Raw genomic sequence first — 17917 nt, 5'->3', positions numbered from 1 at the left:
CAAGAATTCAAGCATGTCTTTTCTGACCAAGATTTTCGGCAGCCGCAACCAGCGCCTGCTCAAGCAATACCAAAAAACGGTACGCGAGATCAATGCGCTCGAACCGGCGATGGAAAAACTGTCGGACGCCGAGCTGCAAGCCAAGACGCCCGCTTTCAAGGAGCGCATCGCCAACGGCGAGACGCTGGACGCGCTGTTGCCGGAAGCATTCGCCGTCTGCCGCGAGGCGTCCAAGCGCGTGATGAAGATGCGCCATTTCGACGTGCAGATGATCGGCGGCATGGTTCTGCACTACGGCAAAATCGCCGAAATGGGCACTGGCGAGGGCAAGACCCTGACCGCGACCCTGCCGGCCTACCTGAACGCACTGTCCGGCAAGGGCGTGCACATCGTGACCGTCAATGATTACCTGGCACAGCGCGACGCCGACACCATGGCCAAGCTGTACAGCTGGCTGGGCCTGACCACCGGCATCAACCTGTCGCAGATGGAGCACGCCACCAAGCAGGCGGCCTACGGTTCGGACATCACCTACGGCACCAACAACGAATTCGGCTTCGACTACCTGCGCGACAACATGGTGTTCGACGCCAAGGACCGCGTGCAGCGCGTGCTGAACTTCGGCATCGTCGATGAAGTCGACTCGATCCTGATCGACGAAGCCCGTACCCCGCTGATCATCTCCGGCCAGGCCGAGAACCACACCGACCTGTACTACAAGATCAACGAGCTGCCGCGCCTGCTGACCCTGCAGATCGGCGAAGAAACCGCCGACGGCAAAGGCAAGGTCGAAGTCCCTGGCGATTACACCAAGGACGAAAAAGCCCACCAGGTGCTGCTGACCGAAGCCGGCCACGAAAAGGCCGAAGGCATCCTGACCCAGATGGGCCTGCTGCCGGAAGGCGCCTCGCTGTACGATTCCGCCAACATCACGCTGGTGCACCACCTGTATGCTGCGCTGCGCGCGCACGCGCTGTACTTCAAGGATCAGCACTACGTGGTGCAGAACAATGAAGTGGTGATCGTCGATGAATTCACCGGCCGCCTGATGACCGGCCGCCGCTGGTCCGACGGCCTGCACCAGGCGGTCGAGGCGAAAGAGGGCGTGAAGATCCAGAACGAGAACCAGACGCTGGCCTCGATCACCTTCCAGAACTACTTCCGCATGTACTCGAAGCTGGCCGGCATGACCGGTACGGCCGATACCGAAGCCTACGAATTCCAGGAAATCTACGGCCTGGAAACTGTGGTGATTCCACCGAACCGTCCTTCGCAGCGTAAAGACCGCCAGGACCAGGTGTACAAATCGTCGCAGGAAAAATACAACGCCATGATGCTGGAAATCCGCGAGTGCTACGAGCGCGGCCAACCGGTGCTGGTGGGCACCACCTCGATCGAGAACTCGGAACTGCTGTCGGGCATCCTGACCAAGGGCGGCCTGCCGCACAACGTGCTGAACGCGAAACAGCACGCCCGCGAAGCGGAAATCATCGCCCAGGCCGGTTCGCCGAAAGCCATCACCATCGCCACCAACATGGCCGGTCGTGGTACCGACATCGTGCTGGGTGGTAACGTTGAAAAACAAATCCAGTTCATCGAAGCCAATGCCGAACTGAGCGACGCCGACAAGGCCGCCCAGGCCAAGGCGCTGCGCGACGGCTGGCAGGCGCTGCACGAACAAGTGGTGGCCGCGGGCGGCCTGCACATCGTCGGCACCGAGCGCCACGAATCGCGCCGCGTCGACAACCAGCTGCGTGGCCGTGCCGCGCGCCAGGGCGATCCGGGCATGTCGCGCTTCTTCCTGTCGCTGGACGATCCGCTGCTGCGCATCTTCGCCGGCGACCGCGTGCGCGCTGTCATGGACCGCCTGAAAATGCCGGAAGGCGAACCGATTGAAGCGGGCATCGTCAGCCGCTCGATCGAGTCGGCCCAGCGCAAGGTGGAGGCCCGCAACTTCGATATCCGCAAGCAGCTGCTGGAATACGACGACGTCGCCAACGACCAGCGTAAAGTGATCTACCAGCAACGTAACGAGCTGCTGGAAGCGGCCGATATTTCGGAACTGATCATGTCGCTGCGCCACGGCGCCTTCACCGACCTGGTGCGCGAATACGTGCCGGAAGAATCGGTGGAAGAACAGTGGAACCTGAAAGGCCTGGAAGCGGCGCTGGCCGCCGAGTGGCAGATCGACCTGCCGCTGACCGCCATGGTCGCCGCCGAGCCGAACCTGACCGACGACGAGATCGTCGAGCGCGTGATCGGCGCGGCCGATGCGCTGTACCAGTCGAAGATCGATATCGTCGGCAAGGAATCGTTCGGCGGCTTCGAGCGCAACGTCATGCTGCAGTCGGTGGACTCGCACTGGCGCGAGCACCTGGCGGCGCTGGACCACCTGCGCCAGGGTATCCACCTGCGCGGCTATGCGCAGAAGAATCCGAAGCAGGAATACAAGCGCGAAGCGTTCGAGCTGTTCGGCCAGATGCTGGACATGATCAAGAACGAAGTCGTCAAACTGATCATGACCGTGCGCATCCAGTCGCGTGAAGAGATCGATGCGGCCGAGGCGGCAATGCAACAGTCGCACGTGGAAAACGTCAGCTACCAGCACGCCGATTTCGACCCGAGCGCCGCGCCGGAAGAACTGCTGGCGCCGCCGCAATTCACCGGCCTGCCGCCTGAGCTGCAAAACCTGAGCGGCGAGCAGTTGATGGAACTGGGCCTGAAGGTCGGCCGCAACGATCCATGCCCATGCGGCAGTGGCAAGAAATACAAGGCCTGCCACGGCAAGCTTGCGTAAGCAGCACAGCGGCAGCACAATGAACCCGTAAGGCGCAAGCCTTGCGGGTTTTTTTATGGTTGAAGCGGAGGCGCAGGATGACACAGAGCTTGGACGAGGATATCGCGGCGATTGCCAGGATCGGCGCCGTGCCGACGATACTGGAGGCTGTTTCCGAATTGACCGGGCTGGGCTTTGTCGCCATCGCGCGCGTGACGGCCGATTCCTGGCATTGCTGCTCGGTGCTGGACAAGCTGAACTTCGGCCTGCAAATCGGCGGCGAACTGGATGTCACCACCACGCTGTGCGAAGAGGTGCGCGACAACAATGCCGCCATCATCATCGATTCGGTGCGCGACAGCGAGCGCTATTGCAACCATCACACGCCGCGCATCTACGGTTTCCAGAGCTATTTTTCGATTCCGCTGTACCGCCCGAGCGGCGAATACTTCGGCACGCTGTGCGGTCTCGATCCGCAAAAGGCCGAGCTGACCAACAAGACCACGCGCAATACGCTGATGCTGTTTGCCGAACTGATCAGCCGTCAGCTGGAAAGCGAAGTGGTGCTGGGCGAGGCGCAGGCCGCGCTCAGCGACGAGGTGAAAACCGCCAAGATGCGCGAGCAGTTCATCGCCATGCTGGGGCACGATATCCGCACGCCGCTGAGCACCATCATGAACGGCACCGAGATCCTGCGGCTGCAGGCGCCGCCGTCGCTGCGGCCGTTGCTGGACATCATGCAGCGCAGCAGCCAGCGCATCGGCGCGCTGATCGACGACGTCACCGACTTCACGCGCGGCCGCATGGGCGGCGGCATCTCGCTGAACCTGCGCCACGAAAGCCAGCTGGAGAAGCCGCTGCAGCAGGCGATTGCCGAGTTGCGCAGCGTTTATCCGGAGCGGGAAATCATTGAAGAATTGCCGGGCGGCGTGGCGCTGCTGTGCGACGCGGCGCGGCTGGTGCAGCTGCTGTCCAACCTGCTGAAGAACGCCATCGTGCATGGCAGCGGGGCGGCGCCGGTGTACGTCAGGGTCAGGCAGTCGAACGGCATGTTTGAAATGTCGGTGACCAATAGCGGGGCGCCGATTCCGGCCGAGATTCAGGCGCAGCTGTTCAAGCCGTTCTGGCAGTCGAGTTCCGGCGGCGGCTCCGGCGGACTGGGACTGGGGCTGTTCATCGCCTCGGAAATCGCCGTCTCGCACGGCGGCGTGCTGGAAGTGGCGTCCAGCGATACGGCCACCACCTTCACCTACCGCAGCCGCACCGCCGAGTTTGTCGAACGCCGCGTGCTTACGCGCTGATCACGGTGACGCGCGGCCAGCGTGCCGCGTAGTTCTTCTGCGCGGTGCGCTGCCGATAGGTGTCGATGCTGACCCGCGCCGGATTGCGGCGCACGATGCAGTTGAACAGGTCGTCCAGGCCGTGCGGCGCGATCACGGCTATGGAGTCGTCACGATTGAGGCGCAGGCCGACCGATGTGGCGTATTCGGTCCTCCGTCCTATTCCTTGTCATCGCTGTGGATGCCGTAGCCGGATACGCGCCACACGCCATCCGTCTCTTTCACGGTGGTGACGGTTTCGCGCACGGCGTGGCTTCTTTGGTAGTCCGAAATGTATTCGAAGGTGATCGACGCCGGCTTGATGCTGGCCGACTGGTAGCTGCGCGACTTGAACGTTCCCAGCGGAATATGGATGGCGCTGGCGAGCATGTTCCACGCCAGTTTCGACATATCCTTGCGCACGCCTTCGGCGCCCTTGTTCCAGGCGGCCGAATAGTCTTCCGCATCCATCAGCTTCATCCAGCTTTCCGACGCCGCCCGCGCGTCCGCGACATCCTTGGCGCCCTGGGCAAACGAGGAAGAGCACACCAGCAGCGACGCCGCCAGGGCAATAGAAGACAGCAATTTCATAGGGAAATCTCCAGGAAAAGTGAGTTGAGCCTATGCTAAGCCATCCCTTCGCGCCAGTCCGGAATTTGCGATGGACTGCAGAATCCGTGGCTTAAACCGCCTGCCATGTGTGTCGGATCAGGATTTCGCCTCGCGCTGCGGCGCCACGCGCGGCAGCAGCATGCGCACGGTGGTGCCGGCGTCCGGCGCCGAGTCGATGCTGATGCGGCCGCCCAGCACGCCGGTGACGATGTTGTAGACGATGTTCATGCCCAGCCCGGTGCCGCCCTGGCCCATGCGGGTGGTGAAGAAGGGATCGAACACGCGCTTGAGCACGTCCTCGGTCATGCCGCAGCCGTTGTCGCTGAATTCCAGCGACAGCACGTCGTCGTCCACCATCGCCGCACGCACGACGATGAGGCCGTTGCGGCGCTGTTCGAAGGCGTGGGCGAGGGCGTTGTTGATCAGGTTGTTCAGGATCTGATACAGGCCGCCTGGATAGGCGTCCAGCATCAGTCCCGCCGGGATCTGCAGGTCGACCTCGCACGGCACGCGGCGCAGGCGCGGCATGTAGGTGGCGATGGTGTCCTGCACCGCCGCCAGCAGGTCGAAGGCGCGGCGCTGGTCGTTGGTCTGGTCGACGGCGATCTGCTTGAACGACGAGATCAGCTCGGCCGCCTTGTGCAGCGAACCGGAAATCAGTTCGCTGGCCATGCGCACCTCCTCCAGGTGCGAGGTCAGCTGCGAGCGCCGCAGCGTGCCGGCTTCCACCTGGCGTTCGAATTCCTGCACGCGGTCGCGCAGCGCGGTCGAGGCCAGCAGGCTGTTGCCGATCGGCGTGTTCAGTTCATGGGCGATGCCGGCCACCAGCGAACCCAGCGACGCCATCTTCTCCGACGCCAGCAGCTCGTGCTGGGTATGCCGCAGCGTTTGCAGCGCCGTGCTCAGTTCGGCGTTGGCGCGTTCCAGCGCGGCCGAGCGTTCGCTGACGCGGCTTTCCAGCGACACGTTCAGATCCTTCAGTTCGCGCTTGGCGTTGAGTTCCTCGGTCAGGTCCAGCAGCGCCCAGATGATGATGTCGTTGCCGTCCTGCGTCAGCGAGGACGACCAGATCGCCACGCTGCCGACGCTGCCGTTCGGCAGCAGCACGCCGGCGATGGCGCCGTGCACGGCACCGTCTTCGCGGTACATCTTCCAGATCCGCTCGCGCTCGATGCTGCTGGCCCAGAACGGCACTTCGTCGCTGCGCTTGCCGATCAGGTTGATGGCGGCCTTGCCGAAGGTGTGCAGCAGCGCGCGGTTGGCGGCGATGATGCGGCCTTCGCGGTCCGACACGGTCAGCGGCAGGGGCGCCATATCGAACAGGGTCTTGAAGCGCGCCTCCGATTCCGACAGCCGCCGCTGCGATTGCTCCAGCTGGGCGATGCGTTCGCGCAGCGCCGCGCTCATGGTGTTGAGGGCGCGCGTGAAGACCGCGATTTCATCGGCGCCGTGCACCGCCAGCGCCTTGCTGTAGTCGCCGGACGCCATCTGTTCCGAGTCGCCGGTCAGCGCCTGCAAGCGGCGGCCGATGCCGTGGGTGAAGATGTAGACCATCAGCACGCCCAGCGCAAAGCCGAACAGCGCGATGACGCCGCTCTGCACCAGCACCTCGTCGCGCGCCTGCTTCAGATCCCGGGTGCTGAGGCCGAAGTTGATGCTGCCGATGCGGTTGTCGCTCAGCAGCAACGGCGCGCGCGCGTGCAGCGTGGCGTCGCTGATCAAGGTGCGCACGCCCTTGAAACTGGTGCCGCCGCCTTGCCGCAGCAAGGCCGGCAGCGGCATGTCGCGCTTGCCGACGGCAATGATCGGGCTTTCGTTCTCGTCCAGGATGGTGAGGTAGCGCAGGAAGCTGTCGTCCGGATCGGACAGCATTTCGGCCAGGTAGGTATTCAGCTCGGGCAGCTGTCCGCGCATGGCGTAGGGGCTGAGCGAGAGGTTGAGCGTGACCGCATATTCCTGGGCGACGCGTTCGGCGTTGGTGCTGACCGCGTGGTTCATCAGGCGCAGGCTGTTCCAGATCAGCAGGCCCACCACCAGCGCCTGCACCACGGCACTGAGCATCAGAAACTTCGCGCGTAGCGATACACTCAAAACGGTCACTCCTTGTTGGAAGGCGCCAGGAGCACACGCGCCTGCCGCGCGGATGGCGCGGCAGGCTGGCAGGACGCCTGGATTAAGGCAGGGTCAGAATCACTTTGACGGTATCGTCAACTGCCGACTTGTCAATATACCCGATTGCTTTCGGATCGGCAGCAACTGCTTTTTTCACGTCGGCGCTGTTCGGATATTCCTTCGGCGGCGTGGCTTTGCCGGTGAACACCAGCTTGGACCACAGGGCCTTGACCTGGGCCGCGTCCTTGTCCGCCACCTTCTTGTAGAACTCGTTGCGGATGGCCGAGCCGTCGGCCTGGTCGACCGGCGTGAACAGGTTGGATTTCCCCAGGAAGAATTGCGACGCCTGTTCCGAGAACATGCGCGTGGCCGGATTCTGCTTGCTGACGATGACGACGATTTCGGCCGAAGCCGGCAGGGCTGCCGCCGCAAGTGCGGACAGCATGAGAGTGCTGATGAGCTTTTTCATTATGGTGTTCCCGATCAGAATACGAAGTCCAGGCCGGCGGCGACCACGGTGACGTCTTTGCTATAGCCGGCGGCCGGCACGTTGATCAGCAGGCCCGACTTGGCGCCCGGCTTGACGCGGTCCACTTGCACTTTCAGGGCCAGCTGCTTGGCGAAGTCCCAGCGCACGCCGATGATGTCGGAGGTTTGCTCGGCCGAAGTCAGCAGGCCGGTGACGGCGGTGTTCAGCGCCGGAATGCGCGCCAGCGCGGCCGGCGTGGTGACCGAGCTGCCGGCGCCTTTCGACGAGGCGTGCGCGTAGTACGGCAGCACCTTGCCGACGCGGTAGCCGACCATGGCGTACCAGGCGTTGGTGTCCGGCAGGTAGACCGCTTCCTTGGCGCGGCGCTGTGCGTACTCGGCCTGGGCCACGATGTTGTTCCAGTCCATGGTGCCGCCCACCGAGGTGAAGGCGATCTTCTTGCCGGTGCTGAAGGTGATGTCCGACGCCAGCTGGCTCAGGCCGACGGCGTTCAGCGTGGTGGTCAGGCCGTTGACCGGTTGCAGGTCGTTGATCTTCATGTCGGCGCGGGCGTGGGCAAAGCGCAGCAGGAAGGGACCGTATTCGCCGGCCACGCTGAAGCCGGCCGCCGGTGCGCGGTAGGTCGCGGTGGAACCGGCGCCGGAGGCCACGAACAGCTTGCCGCGGCTGACGCCGGCGAAGGCCTGCGCCGTGAAGTTGAGGTCGCCGAAGGCGTGCTGGTAGTTGATGTCGGCGCCGTCCGAGTTTTCAATCGGCGCCTGGCTGTACATTTCGATCGGCGGACGCATCATGGTGTTGGCGTAGCCGACGTTCTGGTAGTCGGAAATCAGGAAGGTCGGCACCACCACGCGGCCGACGCGCACCGACACTTCGTCGTTGATGCGGGCTTTGAGGAAGGCCCAGGTCAGGTCGGTGGTGAAATTGTGTTCGGTGGCCTTGCGGGTCAGCACCTGCGCGGTGCCGGACAGCCAGTCGTTGATCTTGTAGGTGGCTTGCAGGCCCAGGTTGGTGTCGAGGCCGAGGCGGGCGCTGTCGCCGACGCCGTCGGCCTGGTTGTAGCGCGCGTACTTGACGTCGTCGGTATTGCTCTTGGCGGCAGCCAGCGTGCCGAAACCACTGATGCTCAGGTTGCCGTCATCCAGGGCGCCGGCGTGCGCCTGCATTGCGGCAGTGGCGGCCAAAACGGCAGCTACTAAAAGTTGCTTTTTCATGAGTTCAATCCTAGGGGGTTGTTGTCGGTGTGACGGTTGTGCCGTCTTGTATTTATGGAGCAATGCGGGGATGGGGCATTCAGGTATTACCTTAGACCAATTTCCTGGGAGCATGAAAGAGGAAAACGATAAACTGAACGATCGTACTAATTTTCTGTGGTTTTTGTGCTAAAAGCGCTGTAAAAACAGCAGCTTGTACGATCTCGCTCCAGTGATTTTTCAGCAAATGTGATGTTCTGTTATCGGTCACTCGTGGTTACAGACCACGCGGCTGGCGGATCAGGTATTACAATAGCGGCTTCCTCTTTCCACCCACGAGATCAAGAATATGGCCGTCAATTCCCCCCTGCCCATCGCCTCCGAACTGAAGCCCGTCGCGGGTGTTGAAATCGGCTTTGCCGAAGCCGGCATCAAGAAACCGAACCGCAAGGACGTGCTGGTGATGAAGCTGGCGCCGACCGCCACCGTGGCCGGCGTGTTCACGCTGAACCGCTTCTGCGCGGCGCCGGTGCAGATCGCCAAGGCCCACCTGGCCGCGGCCAAGGACAGCGGCAAGCCGATCGCCGCGCTGCTGGTCAACACCGGCAACGCCAACGCCGGCACCGGCGAGCTGGGCCTGTCGCTGGCCAACGAAACCTGCGCCGCGCTGGCCGCGCAGCTGGGCGTGGACGCGGCGCAGATCCTGCCGTTCTCCACCGGCGTGATCCTGGAGCCGCTGCCGGCCGCCAAGGTCATCGCCGGCCTGCCGCAAGCCATCGCCGGCCTGAAGGCCGACAACTGGTACAACGCGGCCGAAGCCATCATGACCACCGACACGCAGCCGAAAGCCGGCTCGCGCACCGTCACCATCGGCGGCCACAGCGTGACCATGACCGGCATTTCCAAAGGCGCCGGCATGATCAAGCCGAACATGGCGACCATGCTGGGCTACCTGGCGCTGGACGCCAAGGTGGCGCAGCCGGTGCTGGAACAGCTGGTCAAGCATGCGGCCAACCATTCGTTCAACTGCATCACCATCGACGGCGACACCTCGACCAACGATTCCTTCATGCTGATCGCCACCGGCGCCGGCTCGCTGGAAGTGAACTCGGTGGACGCGCCGGAATACGCCGCCCTGCGCGACGCCGTCACCGAACTGTCGCTGTTCCTGGCGCAAGCCATCGTGCGCGACGGCGAAGGCGCGACCAAGTTCATGAGCATCGTCGTGGAAGAGGGCGCCAGCGTCGAAGAGTGCCGCAAGATCGCCTACTCGATCGGCCACTCGCCGCTGGTGAAAACCGCCTTCTTCGCCTCCGACCCCAACCTGGGCCGCATCCTGGCCGCGATCGGCTACGCCGGCGTGGACGACCTCGACGTCAGCAAGCTGAACCTGTACCTGGACGATGTGTGGGTGGCCAAGAACGGCGGCCGCAATCCGGATTACAAGGAAGAAGACGGCCAGCGCGTGATGCAGCAGGCCGAGATCACCGTGCGCGTGAAGCTGGCGCGCGGTACGGCCGCAGCCACCGTCTACACCTGCGACCTGTCGCACGATTACGTGTCGATCAACGCCGACTACCGCTCGTAAGATGTCGACGGCCCTCGAACAATTCCTGGTGCGCGCCGAGGCCTTGCTGGCGCGCGTGGAGGCGGTGCTGCCGCAGGCGCCGCGCGAGCCGGACTGGCGGCTGGGTTACGCCTTCCGCTGGCGCAAGCGCGCCAACAGCCCGAGCTATCTGCAGGCGGTGGCGCACGTGTCGGACATCGCGCTGGACGACTTGCAGCACATCGGTCCGCAGAAGGAGCAGATCGAGCAGAACACCCGCCAGTTCGTCAACGGCAAGCCGGCCAACAACGTGCTGCTGACCGGCGCGCGCGGCACCGGCAAGTCGTCGCTGATCAAGGCCTGCCTGAACCAGTTCGGCAAGGACGGCCTGCGCCTGATCGAGGTGGACAAGGCCGACCTGGCCGAACTGCCGGACATTGTCGACCTGGTCGCCGGGCGGCCGGAGCGTTTCATCATCTTCTGCGATGACCTGTCGTTTGAAGAAGGCGAGAGCGGCTACAAGGCGCTGAAGGTGGCGCTGGACGGCAGCATCTCGGCGCAGTCGGATAATGTGCTGATCTACGCGACCTCGAACCGCCGCCACCTGCTGCCGGAGCGCATGTCCGACAATATGAGCTACAAGCACGACGAAAACGGCGACCTGCATCCGGGCGAAACGGTGGAGGAAAAAATTTCGCTGTCCGAGCGCTTTGGCCTGTGGCTGACCTTCTATCCGTTCAAGCAGGATGATTACCTGACCATCGTCGGCCACTGGCTGTCGACCTTGGGCTGTACTGAAGCGCAGATCGAAGGCGCGCGCGCCGACGCCTTGCGCTGGGCCTTGCAGCGCGGCTCGCGCTCGGGCCGCGTGGCGTGGCAGTTCGCCAAGGACTACGCGGGGAAGCTCGCATGAAGCCGGTCGATGTGGCGGTAGGTATTCTGGTGAAGCCGAATGGCGACGTGCTGCTGGGCCAGCGTCCGGCCGGCAAGCCGTATGACGGTTACTGGGAATTCCCGGGCGGTAAGGTCGATCCGGGCGAGACGATACTGGAAGCGTTAAAACGCGAGTTTGTCGAGGAGCTGGGTTTGCAGATCCACAGCGCCGAAGAGTGGTGCGGTGTGGAGTACATCTACCCGCACGCGCACGTGCGGCTGCATTTCTACATCAGCCGCGACTGGTCCGGCGAACCGCAAAGCCTGGAAGGTCAGGCATTCGCGTGGCAGGGAACGGTGGGCGTGGAACCGCTGCTGCCAGCTACGATTCCATTGCTGGAGTGGCTGGAGCAGGTTCGGTACAGCTAGGATTACTCTTCTTCGAGCGGGTCTTTCGGTGGCGCGGCGGGGATGGCGTACTTTTCCTCGGCCCAGGCGCCGAGATCGATCTTCTTGCAGCGCTCCGAGCAGAAGGGGCGGTATTTATTCTCCGGTTTCCACTCCACCTTGGCGGAGCAGGTCGGGCATTCAACTACAGTGGTCATGAGGTTCGTCAGAAGTTACAAAGGGTGAGCTCGAATGGTACATCATCTTCCAGCGGCTTGGGTTTCAGGTCGCCGCCCTGCGAGGTAAAGCGCACCCACAGCATGTACTTGTTGGCCGAAATCTCCGGAATCGCGCCCTGCGCCTCGTCCAGCGTCAGGCGCAGCATCTGATACACCTTGCCCTGCAACATCTGCTGATAGCTGCCGGCGACGGCTATCATCTTTACCGGGCCGCCCGAATCGCGCAGCAGGCGCAGCACCAGGCCCAGCGCATCGAACAGCGGCGCCAGCGGCGCAAACCAGTTGGCGATGTCGTTAAAACGCTGCTCCGCCGGTCGCTTCTGCCACGCGTAGTAGGACGGCAAATCAAACTCGCAGGCGCCGCCCGGAATGATGGTGCGGCCGCGTATGCTCATCAGCCACTCGTTGTCACGCACGTTCTGCCCGGTCTTGCCCTGCGCGGCGACCAGCGCGCTGCTGACGCCGTCGACTTCGGCCAGGATCGCGTCCAGCGTTTCAGCCTGCACATTGGGATTCATGCGGTAGCCCAGCAGCGTTTGACGCTGGCGCTCCAGTTCTTGCAGCAGGTCGGATTTCAGATCGGCGCGGCCGGCCACTTCCAGCATGTCGAAGATGGTGGCCAGCGCAACGTGGTGCTGCATCGGATGTTCTTGATGCACAAAGAACTTGAATTTCTCGTACAAATCCTCCAGGCGCAGCAACGTGCGGATGCGCTCGTTGAAAGGATATTCGTAGACGATCAAAATAACATCCCTCTATAGATGGACTTGCAAAGAATTCTCGTGATTTTGAAGCAAGCCAAGCAAAATTACAAACGTTGCGAAGGCATTATTGCCCTATTCTGCGAAATTACCAGCGAATTTGCGGCGAAGTTGCTGATAAAAGGCGTGCAAACGGTCGACTTGGGCTTCCAGATCCCCGATTCCTGCATTATTGACAATCACATCGTCCGCCGCCGCCAACCTTTGCGCCCGGCTCACTTGCGCCGCCATGATGGCGCGGACTTGCGCCTCCGGCAAATTGTTACGCGCCATCACGCGGGCAATTTGCACTTGTTCGTCACAGTCTACCGCCAGCACGCGGCTGACCCGCGCACGCCACGTGCCGGATTCGATCAGCAGCGGCACCGCGTAGATGACGTACTTGCCGGTCGCCGAAGCCGCGGCGGCCAGCGCGGCGTCGCGGATGCGCGGATGCAAAATCGCTTCCAGTCGCGCCTTGGCGCCGGCGTCGCTGAACACCAGTTCGCGCATGCTTGCGCGGTCCATGGCGCCGCTGGCGTCAACGAACTCCTTGCCGAATTCGGTGGCGATGGCCGGCATGGCGGGACCATCGGGCGCGGTCATGCCATGGGCGATGACGTCGGTGTCGACGATGCTGGCGCCGCGCGCCGCGAACATGTCGGCCACCGTGCTCTTGCCGCTGCCGATGCCGCCGGTCAGGCCGACAGCGAAAGGCGCGCTGCTCATGGATGGACGACGCCCAGCGTGAAGGCGGTCAGCGGCGCGCCGTACAGCAGCGCGATCAGGCCGGCCGCCGCCAGGTAGGGGCCGAACGGAATCGGGTTATTGCGGCCGCGCCTGGCGAACACGATCAGGCAGATGCCGACCACCGCGCCGACGATCGACGACAGCAGGATGATGGCCGGCAGCATGGTCCAGCCCATCCACGCGCCCAGCGCCGCCAGCAGCTTGAAGTCGCCGTAGCCCATGCCTTCCTTGCCGGTGACCAGCTTGAACAGCCAGTACACCGACCACAGCGCCAGGTAGCCGGCCGCCGCGCCGATCACCGCGTCCTGCAGCGGCACGAAGGCGCCGTTGACGTTCATCAGCAGGCCGGCCCACAGCAGCGGGTAGGTCAGGTCGTCCGGCAGCAGCTGCGTGTCGAAGTCGATGAAGGTCATGGCGATCAGCGAGTACAGGAAAAACAGCGACGCCAGGCCGGTCCAGCCGCTGCCGAGGCGCCAGATCACCAGCGCCGACAGCGCGCCGGTCAGCAGTTCCACCAGCGGATAGCGCGGCGAGATCGGCGCCTTGCAGTTGCTGCACTTGCCGCGCAGGGCCAGCCAGCTGATCACCGGGATATTCTCCATGGCGGTGATCTGGTGCTGGCAGTGCGGACACGCCGAGCGCGGCGTCATCAGGTTGTAGCGGGTGGTGTGGGGCAGCGGCTTGTTGCTTTCTTCAGCCACATAGTTGTCCGACTCGCGCTGCATCATGATAGGCAGGCGGTGGATGACGACATTCAGGAAGCTGCCGAACAGCAGGCCGAACAAACCGGCGATGAGACTGATGGCGAGGTCGCCAGCAGGAGCGAACAGCAGGGTCGATTGCAGCATGGGCGTCAAAGAGCGGTAATGATCACGCGCCCATATTAAAGCATTGCCGCAGCGTTGCGAACGCTTTTTCGGAATACACTCCCCCGTCCGGGAGATAGTAAAAACATTGAGACAATGGCAATGTGGCAGCTCAGTTTATCCGCCCGGAGCGCACCTTGTCGTCGTATTACCAGACATTCCTGTTATTGCTGCTCGGGCTGGTGTTGCTGTGTCTGGCCACCGGCGCCGCATGGCTGCTGGGCCGGCGCCAGACGCAGCGCGTGTACGAGGCCCGCCTGCGCCTGCTGGCCGAACGCGAGCGGGTGGCGGCCAGCCTGCACGACACGCTGGTGCAAAGCATGCAGGGCATGATCCTGCGCTTCCAGGGCGTGGGCCACCGGCTGGCGAACGACAGCCCGGAGCGCGCCACCATCGACCACATCCTGGACCAGGCCGACGAGGTGCTGGCCGAGGGCCGCCACCAGATCCTGGCGCTGCGCATGCCGGTGGTCTACGGCGACAAGCTGAACCAGGCGCTGGCCGCCATCGGCCAGTCGCTGCAGGACAATTTCAATATCCCGTTCCGCATGCTGGTCAGCGGCCGGCCGTCGCCGCTGAACGGCGACCGCAGCGAGGACATCTACGCCATCGTGCGCGAGGCGCTGTACCACGCCTACCAGCACACGCAGGCCAGCAGCGTCGAGCTGGAGCTGGTGTATGGCTGCGAGTTCTTCACGCTGTATGTGCGCGACAACGGCAGGGAGACGGCGGGACCGCTGCGCGGCCTGGCGGCGATGCGCGACCGCGCCGCGCGCATGGGCGGCACGGTGGATGTGCTGACCTTGCCGGAGCAGGGCAGCGAGCTGGCGCTGAAGGTGCCCGGCGAGGTGTGCTACCAGACGCCGCGCCAGCTCGGCTGGCGCCGCCTGACGGCGTGGCTGCATCAGCTACATCATTGATTAGACCACCGCACCGAGCTTGAAGATCGGTAGGTACATCGCCACCACCAGGCCGCCGATCAGCACGCCCAGGATGACCATGATGGCCGGCTCCATCAGCGCCGACAGCGAGGCCACGGCCTCGTCGACCTCGTCCTCGTAGAAGTCGGCCACCTTGCCCAGCATGGCGTCCAGCGAGCCGGATTCCTCGCCGATGGAGACCATCTGCGTGACCATGTTGGGGAATACGTCGGCGTTCTGCATCGCCACCGTCAGGCTGGTGCCGGTGCTCACCTCGGTCTGGATGCGGCGCGTGGCGTCCAGGTAGACGGCGTTGCCGGCGGCGCCGCCCACCGAGTCCAGCGACTCGACCAGCGGCACGCCGGCGGCAAACATGGTCGACAGTGTGCGGGTCCAGCGGGCGATGGTGGCCTTGCGGATCACTTCGCCGAATACGGGCAGGCGCAGCAGCAGCTTGTCCATGAAGCGCTGCATCTTCAGCGAGCGCTGCCAGGCGCGGAAGAAGAAGTAGAGGGTGGCGAACAGGCCGCCGAAGATGATGTACCACCAGCTGACGAAGAATTCCGACAGCGCCATCACGAACAGCGTCGGCGCCGGCAGGTTGGCGCCGAAGCTGGCGAACACTTCCTTGAAGGCCGGCACCACCCAGATCATGATCACCGCCGTGACCAGGAAGGCCACCGCCAGGATCGACACTGGGTAGGTCAGCGCCGACTTGATCTTGCTCTTGATGGCCTGGGTCTTTTCCTTGTAGATCGCCAGCCGCGTCAGCAGGTCTTCCAGGATACCGGCCTGTTCGCCGGCGCCCACCAGGTTGCAGAACAGCGGATCGAAGTACAGCGGGAACTTGCGGAACGCCTGGTTCAGGCTGGTGCCGGTCTCGATGTCGGCGCGCAGGTCCATCACCAGCTTGGAGACGGAGGGATTGGCGTGGCCCTTGCCGACGATGTCGAACGACTGCAGCAGCGGCACGCCGGCCTTCATCATGGTGGCCAGCTGGCGCGTGAACAGCGTGATGTCCTTGTCGGTGACTTTCTTGCCGGAGCGGTAGGCCTTTTTCTTGACCTTGGTGACCATGATGCCCTGGCGGCGCAGCGTGACGTTGACCACCGCCTCGCCGCCGGCGCGCAGTTCGCCACGCACGGTCTTGCCGGTTTTGTCCTTGCCTTCCCAGGCGAAGACGGATTCCTTGACCTGGTTGCCCGATGTTGCCATGATCGTTTCCCGTTATTCGTTGGTGCAGCCGAGCACTTCTTCGAGGCTGGTCAAGCCTCCCTTGACCTTGACCAGGCCGGACTGGCGCAGCGACTTGACGCCTTCCGCTTCGGACTGGGCGGCGATCTGCATGGCGTTGCCGCTGGCCAGGATCAGCGATTCGATCGCCGGCGTGATCGGCATGATCTGGTAGATGCCGACGCGGCCCTTGTAGCCGCCGCCGTTGCAGCGCTCGCAGCCGACCGGGCCGTAGGGCTTCCAGCTGCCGTCCAGTTCCTCGGGCTTGAAGCCGGCCTTGATCAGCAGTTCCGGCGCGATGTCGACCGGCTGCTTGCAGCTGCACAGGCGGCGCGCCAGGCGCTGGGCGGTAATCAGGATCACCGACGAAGCGATGTTGAACGGCGCCACGCCCATGTTCATCAGCCGCGTTAGCGTCGACGGCGCGTCGTTGGTGTGCAGCGTGGAGAACACCATGTGGCCCGTCTGTGCCGCCTTGATGGCGATGTCGGCGGTTTCCAGGTCGCGGATCTCGCCGACCATGATGATGTCCGGGTCCTGGCGCAGGAAGGACTTCAGCGCCACCGGGAAGGTCAGGCCGGCCTTGTCGTTGACGTTGACCTGGTTGACGCCGGGCAGGTTGATCTCGGCCGGATCCTCGGCGGTGGAGATGTTGATGCCGGGCTTGTTCAGGATGTTCAGGCAGGTGTACAGCGACACCGTCTTGCCGGAACCGGTCGGGCCGGTGACCAGCACCATGCCGTAGGGCCGCTGGATGGCGTCCAGCAGCAGTTCCTTCTGGTCCGGGTCGTAGCCGAGGCTGTCGATGCCCATCTGCGCCTGGGTCGCGTCCAGGATACGCATCACGGTCTTTTCGCCGAACAGCGTCGGCAGCGTCGAGATCCGCAGGTCGATGGTCTTGGTCGGCGAGACGATCAGGCGCATGCGGCCGTCCTGCGGCACGCGCTTTTCCGAGATGTCGAGCTTGGCCAGCACCTTGATGCGCGAGACCAGTTTTTCCTTGATCGAAATCGGCGGCTGCGCGTGTTCCAGCAGCACGCCGTCGACGCGGAAACGCACCCGGTAGAATTTTTCGAACGGCTCGAAGTGCAGGTCGGAGGCGCCGAGGTTGACGGCGTCCATCAGCATCTTGTTGAGGAAGCGCACCACCGGCGCATCCTCCACCTCGTTGGCGGCGTCGGCCGCCGCGGCGGCGCTGGCGGCGGACGGCTGCTCTTCTTCGGCGAACTGGATGTCGGCGTCGTCGCCGGCCAGGTCGTTGATGCTCTGCTCGCTGCTCTTGTTGATGCGCGCCAGCAGTTGCAGCAGCGCGTCGTGCGGCACGATCACCGGTTCGACCGTGGACTCGGTCTGGAACTTGATCTGGTCCAGCGCCTGGATGTTGGTCGGATCGGAAATCGCCACCGACATCTTGTTGCCGCGCTTGGCCAGCGCGATCACGCGCTGCGTCTGCATCAGCTTGTTGTCGATGATCTTGGCCGGCAGCGCGTCGAGGTTCAGCGCGTTGACGTCCATCAGCGGATAGGCGAAGGTTTCGGCGCAGAAGGCGGCCAGCGCCTTCGATTCAATCGCGCCGCTCGACAGCAGCACGTCGATGAAGGCCAGTTTCTCGGCGATGGATTTTTTTTGCAGGGTCTCGGCCTGCGTGGCGGACAGGCGCCCGGCTTGCATCAATGCCCTCGCCAGCCCCGGCATCGGGGCGCCTGGCACTGCGTTCGGTAGGACTGCAGCCATAGAAGCGTCTGTCAGGTTGAGAGGGCGGATTGAGGTAAGTGAACCTCAGAATAATGCTCCTAGGCACTATTTTTGTAAAGCGTGCGCTTCGATTTTACTCCGCTCTGTTGCGCCCGCCCACGCGTTTGCG

General features: G+C 63.6%; 17 protein-coding genes. 6 read left to right on the top strand and 11 right to left on the bottom strand.

What is annotated here, in order from left to right; translation table 11 throughout:
- Positions 1 to 13: 13 nt before the first annotated feature.
- Complete coding sequence (secA, locus tag GJ698_RS05070) at positions 14 to 2797, top strand: preprotein translocase subunit SecA (protein WP_154356522.1); 2784 nt, start codon at positions 14 to 16, stop codon at positions 2795 to 2797.
- Positions 2798 to 2874: 77 nt separating this feature from the next.
- Entirely contained in the window at positions 2875 to 4077 is a 1203-nt protein-coding gene (locus GJ698_RS05065) for a GAF domain-containing sensor histidine kinase (RefSeq protein ID WP_154356521.1), read from the top strand.
- Here GJ698_RS05065 and GJ698_RS05060 read toward each other — a convergent pair.
- The 5 genes from GJ698_RS05060 to GJ698_RS05040 form a co-directional block, all read right to left on the bottom strand.
- Positions 4067 to 4243, bottom strand: coding sequence for a nucleotidyltransferase family protein (locus tag GJ698_RS05060; protein WP_154356520.1), 177 nt, complete (start codon positions 4241 to 4243; stop codon positions 4067 to 4069). The genes GJ698_RS05065 and GJ698_RS05060 overlap by 11 nt on opposite strands.
- 32 nt (positions 4244 to 4275) lie before the next feature.
- Positions 4276 to 4686, bottom strand: a complete 411-nt coding sequence (locus tag GJ698_RS05055; protein WP_154356519.1) for a DUF4019 domain-containing protein — start codon at positions 4684 to 4686, stop codon at positions 4276 to 4278.
- Between the two features lie 117 nt (positions 4687 to 4803).
- Positions 4804 to 6768, bottom strand: coding sequence for a sensor histidine kinase (locus GJ698_RS05050; RefSeq protein WP_229259842.1), 1965 nt, complete (start codon positions 6766 to 6768; stop codon positions 4804 to 4806).
- Positions 6769 to 6880: 112 nt separating this feature from the next.
- Complete coding sequence (locus GJ698_RS05045) at positions 6881 to 7288, bottom strand: type 2 periplasmic-binding domain-containing protein (protein ID WP_154356517.1); 408 nt, start codon at positions 7286 to 7288, stop codon at positions 6881 to 6883.
- A gap of 14 nt (positions 7289 to 7302) precedes the next feature.
- On the bottom strand, positions 7303 to 8520 hold the full coding sequence (locus GJ698_RS05040; RefSeq protein WP_154356516.1) for a porin: 1218 nt from the start codon (positions 8518 to 8520) through the stop codon (positions 7303 to 7305).
- Positions 8521 to 8848: 328 nt separating this feature from the next.
- Between GJ698_RS05040 and argJ the strand changes: the two genes are divergently transcribed.
- Genes argJ through GJ698_RS05025 form a run of 3 tightly spaced genes read left to right on the top strand, consistent with a single transcriptional unit; the run spans position 8849 to position 11347 of the window.
- Positions 8849 to 10087 carry a bifunctional glutamate N-acetyltransferase/amino-acid acetyltransferase ArgJ gene (argJ, locus tag GJ698_RS05035; protein WP_154356515.1) on the top strand — a complete coding sequence of 413 codons (1239 nt, stop codon included), beginning with the start codon at positions 8849 to 8851 and terminating at the stop codon, positions 10085 to 10087.
- 1 nt (position 10088) lies between these two features.
- The gene (locus tag GJ698_RS05030; protein ID WP_154356514.1) at positions 10089 to 10958 is read left to right on the top strand and encodes an ATP-binding protein; all 870 of its coding nucleotides are present in this window, start codon (positions 10089 to 10091) and stop codon (positions 10956 to 10958) included.
- On the top strand, positions 10955 to 11347 hold the full coding sequence (locus GJ698_RS05025; protein ID WP_154356513.1) for an NUDIX domain-containing protein: 393 nt from the start codon (positions 10955 to 10957) through the stop codon (positions 11345 to 11347). Before GJ698_RS05030 ends, GJ698_RS05025 begins: the two co-directional genes overlap by 4 nt.
- A gap of 2 nt (positions 11348 to 11349) precedes the next feature.
- Here GJ698_RS05025 and GJ698_RS05020 read toward each other — a convergent pair whose 3' ends face one another.
- From GJ698_RS05020 to GJ698_RS05005, 4 genes are all read right to left on the bottom strand, one after another.
- Positions 11350 to 11523, bottom strand: coding sequence for a DNA gyrase inhibitor YacG (locus tag GJ698_RS05020; protein WP_154356512.1), 174 nt, complete (start codon positions 11521 to 11523; stop codon positions 11350 to 11352).
- 8 nt (positions 11524 to 11531) lie between these two features.
- Positions 11532 to 12287, bottom strand: a complete 756-nt coding sequence (gene zapD, locus GJ698_RS05015) for a cell division protein ZapD (protein WP_154356511.1) — start codon at positions 12285 to 12287, stop codon at positions 11532 to 11534.
- A 93-nt stretch (positions 12288 to 12380) separates the two neighbouring features.
- Complete coding sequence (coaE, locus tag GJ698_RS05010; RefSeq protein WP_154356510.1) at positions 12381 to 13013, bottom strand: dephospho-CoA kinase; 633 nt, start codon at positions 13011 to 13013, stop codon at positions 12381 to 12383.
- Positions 13010 to 13882, bottom strand: a complete 873-nt coding sequence (locus GJ698_RS05005) for a prepilin peptidase (RefSeq protein ID WP_154356509.1) — start codon at positions 13880 to 13882, stop codon at positions 13010 to 13012. The genes coaE and GJ698_RS05005 overlap by 4 nt, the downstream gene beginning before the upstream one ends.
- A 122-nt stretch (positions 13883 to 14004) precedes the next feature.
- Between GJ698_RS05005 and GJ698_RS05000 the strand changes: the two genes are divergently transcribed.
- Positions 14005 to 14820 carry a sensor histidine kinase gene (locus tag GJ698_RS05000; RefSeq protein WP_154356508.1) on the top strand — a complete coding sequence of 272 codons (816 nt, stop codon included), beginning with the start codon at positions 14005 to 14007 and terminating at the stop codon, positions 14818 to 14820.
- Here GJ698_RS05000 and GJ698_RS04995 read toward each other — a convergent pair whose 3' ends face one another.
- Both GJ698_RS04995 and pilB read right to left on the bottom strand, forming a co-directional pair.
- Positions 14821 to 16035: a type II secretion system F family protein gene (locus GJ698_RS04995; RefSeq protein WP_154356507.1), complete on the bottom strand. Its 1215-nt coding sequence runs from the start codon at positions 16033 to 16035 to the stop codon at positions 14821 to 14823.
- Positions 16036 to 16047: 12 nt separating this feature from the next.
- Positions 16048 to 17787: a type IV-A pilus assembly ATPase PilB gene (pilB, locus tag GJ698_RS04990; protein ID WP_154356506.1), complete on the bottom strand. Its 1740-nt coding sequence runs from the start codon at positions 17785 to 17787 to the stop codon at positions 16048 to 16050.
- Positions 17788 to 17917 lie beyond the last annotated feature (130 nt).

The organism is Duganella aquatilis (genome assembly GCF_009674565.1).
Classification (GTDB): domain Bacteria; phylum Pseudomonadota; class Gammaproteobacteria; order Burkholderiales; family Burkholderiaceae_D; genus Rugamonas; species Rugamonas aquatilis.
Note: the sequence above shows the minus strand (reverse complement) of the source record. Positions and strands in the feature narration are given on the sequence as shown.